The organism is Stenotrophomonas sp. S49 (assembly GCF_016624905.1).
In the GTDB taxonomy this organism is placed as follows: domain Bacteria; phylum Pseudomonadota; class Gammaproteobacteria; order Xanthomonadales; family Xanthomonadaceae; genus Stenotrophomonas.
On record NZ_JACVUD010000029.1, the window covers coordinates 41,322 to 47,584 of the forward strand.

Annotated in this window: 4 protein-coding genes; 1 reads left to right on the forward strand and 3 read right to left on the reverse strand. The window is 67.5% G+C overall.

All coding sequences use genetic code 11. The features are described 5' to 3' along the window. Positions 1-45: 45 nt before the first annotated feature. The 3 genes from rtcA to IAE58_RS08680 all read right to left on the reverse strand — a co-directional run bounded on the left by rtcA (position 46) and on the right by IAE58_RS08680 (position 4,396). Entirely contained in the window at positions 46-1,062 is a 1,017-nt protein-coding gene (gene rtcA / locus IAE58_RS08670; protein WP_199932970.1) for an RNA 3'-terminal phosphate cyclase, read from the reverse strand. Positions 1,063-1,119: 57 nt separating this feature from the next. Further along, positions 1,120-2,346, reverse strand: a complete 1,227-nt coding sequence (locus IAE58_RS08675; RefSeq protein WP_199932971.1) for an RtcB family protein — start codon at positions 2,344-2,346, stop codon at positions 1,120-1,122. Positions 2,347-2,848: 502 nt separating this feature from the next. Beyond that, complete coding sequence (locus IAE58_RS08680) at positions 2,849-4,396, reverse strand: VWA domain-containing protein (protein ID WP_199932972.1); 1,548 nt, start codon at positions 4,394-4,396, stop codon at positions 2,849-2,851. A gap of 187 nt (positions 4,397-4,583) precedes the next feature. On the opposite strand from IAE58_RS08680, the gene rtcR reads away from it, so the two are divergent. After that, entirely contained in the window at positions 4,584-6,179 is a 1,596-nt protein-coding gene (gene rtcR, locus IAE58_RS08685; RefSeq protein WP_199932973.1) for an RNA repair transcriptional activator RtcR, read from the forward strand. Positions 6,180-6,263 lie beyond the last annotated feature (84 nt).

Below are 6,263 nucleotides of genomic sequence, written 5' to 3' on the forward strand. Positions count from 1 at the left end.
TGGGATTGACGCCCGCCGGGCATCGCACGGCGGGGCGCTGGGCAGCTACGCCTCGACGGTCACCCGCCAGGCGCCATCCTGTGGCTGCCAGTCGAATTCCACCGGCAGGAACTTCTCGATCAGCCGGGCGTTGCTGGCCAGGTGATCGCTGATGACGTGGGTGGTGAAGGCGCCGCCGCCGGCCAGGGCCATCGGCAGCAGCAGCTGGTCGGACAGGTATTCACCCACGTAGGCGTTGCCCTGCAGGTACTGCTGCACGCGTGCGGACAGGCGTGCGCCCACCTGTTCGGCACTCACCCCCCGCTCGCCGTGGCCATCGAACACTTCCACGTGGCTGCCGTGCTGCACGCGCACCAGGACGACATTGCCCGGGCCCAAGGCCGGGCGGATCGACTGCACGTGACGCGGGTGCGGATCCACGCCCAGGGTGTCGGCCAGCACCTGCAGCTCGCGCAGGCCGATGCTGCTGGACAAGCCGGACATCAGCACCTGCGCCTGCATCGACTCCAGGGCCGGCCGCTGCTCCAGCTGCGGCGCCTGCAACGCGGCGCACGGCTGCACCTGCACTTCGATCACGCCACCGCCGGCCGGGTGGAAGCCATGCTGCAGCAACTGCATTTCGGCCTGCACGCCCATGCGACCCAGTGACGGCAGGTAGCTGTCGGCGATGAAATCGGCGCTGGGCGCCAGCGGGTTGTGGGTGCCACCTTCCAGCCGCAGACGCGAGGGTTGCTGCGCGCGCCACAACGCCGGTAGCACGGTCTGCAGCACCAGCGTGGCCGAACCGGCACTGCCGGTGGCGAAGTGGTAGTCGCCCGCGCTCACCACGCCGGGCTCGAAGCGCAGCGAGGTGGCACCCAGCGCAGCACCATGCGTGCAGGCGTTGCCCACCCGTGCAGCGGCATTCACCGCGGTCAGGTGCTGGCGCATCAGCCCCGGCTTGCGGCGGATCGCGCGGATGTTCTGCAGGGTGAAGCCAATGCCGGTGCACAGGCTCAGGGTCAGGGCCGAGCGCAGCAGCTGTCCTCCGCCCTGCCCGCCATCGAGTTCAATCATGTCCATGTATGGGTTCCTCCATCCTGCCGCGCGCGGCGCAGTGTACGCCGCGCGCGACCCGCTTCATCCCTTCACGCACACCACCTGGCGCAGCGTGTGCACGATCTCGACCAGATCGCGCTGGGCCTCCATCACCGCCTCGATCGGCTTGTAGGCCGCCGGCGATTCATCCACCACCTCCGCATCCTTGCGGCATTCCACGTGCGCGGTGGCCTTGGCGTGTTCATCCACGGTAATCAGCTTGCGCGCCTGGGTACGGCTCATCACGCGGCCGGCGCCATGGCTGCAGCTGTGGAAGCTGTCCTCGTTGCCCAGCCCGCGCACGATGAAGCTCTTGGCGCCCATGCTGCCCGGTATGATGCCCAGCTCGCCCTTGCGTGCACTGACCGCACCCTTGCGGGTCAGCATCACCTCCTTGCCGAAGTGGGTCTCGCGGTTCACGTAGTTGTGGTGGCAGTTCACCGCCTCGGCCTGGGCCTGGAACGGCTTGCTGATGACCGTGCGCACGGCGGCCACCACGTTGCGCATCATCACCTCGCGGTTCATGCGTGCGAAACGCTGCGCCCACTCCACGGCGAACACGTAGTCGCCGTAGTGCTGGCTGCCCTCGGGCAGGTACGCCAGGTCCTGGTCAGGAAGGTTGATCATCCAGCGGCGCATTTCCTCCTTGGCCAGTTCGATGAAGTAGGTGCCGATGGCATTGCCCACGCCACGCGAGCCGGAGTGCAGCATGAACCACACGCGCTGGTCCTGGTCCAGGCACACTTCCACGAAGTGGTTGCCGGTACCCAGGGTGCCCAGGTGCTTCAGGTTGTTGGTGTTCTTCAGGCGCGGGTGGCGCTCGCAGATCAGCGCGAAGTCGTCCACCAGCTGCTTCCAGCCTTCGATGGCCAGCTCCGGCGGCGTATCCCAGCTGCCCTTGTCACGGCCACCACGGGTCACGCTGCGGCCATGCGGCACCGCTCGTTCGATCGCGCTGCGCACTGCAGACAGATTGTCCGGCAGGTCGCTGGCATCGAGCGTGGTACGCACGGCCATCATGCCGCAGCCGATGTCCACGCCCACCGCGGCGGGAATGATAGCCCCCACGGTCGGTACCACCGAACCCACTGTTGCGCCCTTGCCCAGGTGCACGTCGGGCATCACCGCAATCCACTTGTGGATGAACGGCAGCCTGGCGATGTTCTGCAGCTGCTCGCGTGCCTGGTCTTCCAGCGGCACGCCGCGCGTCCACAGCTTGATGGGTGCAGCGCCGGGCTGCTGGATCACGTCATGGTTCAAAGTGGTCATGGTGATGTTTCCTTTCATCCAATACAAAAACAAAGAAGATGCGGTGACAAAGGTGGCCGAACGCACCACCTGCCGCGTTGCCGTGGCAGGTGGCCGGGACTTGAACCCGACCCCGAAGGGTTTCCGATGTAGTTCGGCCGGCATTCCCCGCGCAACGAAAGCAAAGGTGCCGGCAGCACGACGAGGGGTGGAGGAACATCCTGCTCTACCACTGAGCTACCGCTGTGTTGCCACAGCGGGCGGGGCTCGAACCCGCGACCCGGAGCTTAGAAGGCTGTAGTTCCTCCGGCATTCGCAGTGCCGGCGTTGAAACAGGTGCGGTGACAAAAGGAGTGGAACGTCTCTTTCCCCACACCCGGCAGGAAAGGCGGGACTTGAACCCGACCCCGAAGGGACAACCAATGTAGTTCCACCAGCATTCACCGCGAAAACTCGAATTCCGGGTCCCTGCCCGGCTGGCCCCATTGCCAGCCGGGCGGTCCCTGGCGACATCCTTGCCGCCTTACAACGTCATGTCCTGGATGCGCTGCACCCAGCCACTGCCATCGGCCGGTGCCTGCGCGTACTGGCCCAGCAGATCGAACGCGGCATCGCTGAAGCCGCCGATGTGCAGCACGTCTTCGCGCTGCACGGTCTGGCTGCTGGCCACCGGCTGCAGGTCGATGCAGACCAGGCGCGCCTGCGGGCAACGCTGCTTCAGCACCTCCCACGCCCGCATCGTGGCCGTCGCACCACCCTGGCGGGTGTCGCGCCAGCTCTCGTTGTCCGACACCAGCACCACCAGGTCGACCTGCGCGCGGCGACGGTTGAGGTCTTCCAGCGGTGCGCTGACCGAGGTGCCGCCGCCGTTGATCGCCAACTGCGCGGCCAGGGTCATCACGCTGTCGCGCGGGTTCAACCGCACCGGCCGCACCTGGGTGTCGAACGGCAGCACCGTGGCCTGCGGCTGACCGCGCAGCACGCAGGCCGCGATCAAGGCCGCCACGTCCACGCAGCGCACCGACGTACTGGCGCCCTTGCGGTAGCCGGTCAGCGGCCACTGCATGGAGCCGGACACGTCCACCGCAACCACTACCCGCCCCGGCAGCACCGGCACCGATGCCGTGGCGATCTCCATTGCATCCTGCAGCGCCTCCAGGATCGGCAACGGCAGGCCCTTGCCGGCGTGGAACGCCATCAGCAACTGATACGGCAGCACCCGCGAACGGCGTACCTGCTGCGGGTCACGCAGCCGCGCGGCAATCAGGTCCACCATCGCCGCATCGTCGAACACGCCGTTGCGGGCGAACGTGTTGAGGTTCATCCGCATCGACTGCCACGACGCGCTGCGCGCAAGCGCCGACCATTGCGCCGCATCCAGCGGCAGCGTGCTGAAGTACTGGAACGGCAGCGCCGGCGGCAGCCCCTGCGGGTCACGCTTGAACGCCTCGTAGGCCCGTACCAGCGCCGGCAGCTGCGCCGCGTCATACGGACGACCGACAACCCACGCATACAGCGCCTTGCGCTCGGCATCGGCCGGCTTCGGGTGCACCATGCGGATCAGATCGGCCAGCGACGGCTGCTGGCCGATGGCTGCACGCACCAGCGTTTCCACCGGGGCCTGCTGGATCCACTCACGCACCAGACGCTTGGGCAGCGAGCCCAGCGAACGGCGCCCGACCTGGCCGCTGCGCATGATCTGCACGAAGATGCGCAGCTGGCGACCGTTGTCGATCACCTGCGGGAACACCTGGGCGAACACCGCGGCATCGCGCAGGCTGAGCACCGCCAGCAGCAGCGCCGGCATGTCCTTCATATGTGCCACCTGGCGGGCATACACCGCGGTGCGCGCCACGAAGTCCGGCTCGACCTGCGCGGTCAGCGCCAGCACCTGCTGCAGCTGCGCGTCGGCGTTGCTGTAGAAGGTGTTGTTGAGGCAGCCGGTGGCCGCATACAGGGCCAGCGCAGCACGCGGGTCGCGGCGGTAGGCCAGGCCACCGGCTTCATTGACGGTGGTGGCCGGCGGCAGCGCCGGGGCACGCATGTTGGAGAAGAGCGTCAGGTTGGCCATCGTGGTGTCCTCGGCGGGAACTGCCCGCTTCGTGTCTTGCCTGGAATAGAGCAATGGCCGTGCCAACTTTTGATCGACTTGATCAAGGCGTTGTTTTTACTGCATTTTTACTGGATTCAAGCAAAAATCGCCGACGCGGCGCTCGAATAATGTATATAGTTACAGCGCGTCTTTTATAGGAATGGATATGTCTCGGCGACAGGTCGTCTTCGGCATGCTCGGCACCCAGCTCGACGCGGGCGAAGGACCGGGCCGGTGGCAGAAATGGCGGCCGACGGTATCGCTGGGCATGCACGAGGATTTCCTGCCCGACCGGGTTGAACTGCTGCTGGACGAACGCCGCTACGCCAAGCTGGCGCGGGTGGTGTGCGACGACCTGGCACAGGCCGCGCCGGGCCTGCAGGTGCGCCGGCACGACACCTACCTGGCCGATCCGTGGGAGTTCGAAGGGGTCTACGCCACCCTGCACGACTTCTTGGCCGGCTACCCGTTCCAGCCGGAGGAGGAGGACTACTACGTCCACATCACCACCGGCACGCACGTGGCGCAGATCTGCTGGTTCCTGCTCACCGAGAGCCGGCATTTCCCCGGCCGCCTGCTGCAGACCTCGCCGCCGCGCAAGCAGGATGGCGCGGCCGGCAGCTACGCCGTCATCGACCTGGACCTGTCGCGCTACGACCACATCGCCCAACGCTTCGCCCAGCAGCAGCTGCAGGACCGCGACCTGTTGAAGAGCGGCATCGCCACCCGCAACGCCGCCTTCAACGCGATGATCGAGCAGATTGAAACGGTGGCCACGCGTTCGCGTGCACCGATGCTGCTGATGGGCCCCACCGGTGCCGGCAAGAGCCAGCTGGCCAAGCGCGTGTTCGAACTGAAGAAGCTCAAGCACCAGTTGCCCGGTCGCTTCGTTGAAGTGAACTGCGCCACCCTGCGTGGCGATGGTGCGATGAGCACACTGTTCGGCCATACCAAGGGCGCCTACACCGGTGCATCGTCGGACCGCGCCGGCCTGCTGCGCTCGGCGCACCAAGGGCTGCTGTTCCTGGATGAAATCGGCGAACTGGGGCTGGACGAACAGGCTATGCTGCTGCGTGCGCTGGAGGAGAAACGCTTCCTGCCGGTGGGCAGCGATCGCGAAGTGGAAAGCGAGTTCCAGCTGATTGCCGGCACCAACCGCGACCTGCAGCAATCGGTGCTGGAAGGCCGCTTCCGCGAAGACCTGCTGGCACGCCTGAACCTGTGGACCTACCACCTGCCCGGCCTGGCCCAGCGCAGCGAGGACATCGAGCCGAACATCGAGTTCGAGCTGGAGCGCTGGTCACAGCAGCAGCACGCGCGGGTGCGCTTCAACGTGGAAGCACGTGCGCGCTATCTGGCCTTCGCTACCAGCGCCGAGGCGGCCTGGCGCGGCAATTTCCGCGACCTGGGCGCATCGATCATGCGCCTGGCCACGCTGGCCAATGCCGGGCGCATCCAGACCGAGGGCGTGGACGAGGAGATTGCCCGCCTGCGCCGGCAGTGGCGCGGCGGCGAAGCGCCCTCACCGCTGCAGGCCCTGCTGGGCGACGCCGCCGACCAGCTGGACCGCTTCGACCGCGTGCAGCTGGAAGAAGTGGTGCGGGTCTGCGCACGCTCCAAGTCGCTATCCGCCGCCGGCCGCGAGCTGTTCGCGGTGTCGCGCACCCAGCGCGCCAGTACCAACGACGCCGACCGCCTGCGCAAGTACCTGGCGAAGTTCGGCCTGGATTGGGAGCAGGTGCGCAGCCCCGGTTCTGCGTAGCGGGGGGGGGGGGGGGGGGGGGGGGGGGGCCCCGCGGGGGGGGGGGGGGGGGGGGGGGGGGGGGGGGGGGGGGGGGGGGGGGGC

Coding starts and splice junctions, on each gene's coding strand:
- IAE58_RS08675 (WP_199932971.1), bottom strand. CDS start 2,346: ATGACCACTTTGAACCATGACGTGATCCAGCAGCCCGGCGCTGCACCC.
- rtcA (WP_199932970.1), bottom strand. CDS start 1,062: ATGGACATGATTGAACTCGATGGCGGGCAGGGCGGAGGACAGCTGCTG.
- rtcR (WP_199932973.1), top strand. CDS start 4,584: ATGTCTCGGCGACAGGTCGTCTTCGGCATGCTCGGCACCCAGCTCGAC.
- IAE58_RS08680 (WP_199932972.1), bottom strand. CDS start 4,396: ATGGCCAACCTGACGCTCTTCTCCAACATGCGTGCCCCGGCGCTGCCG.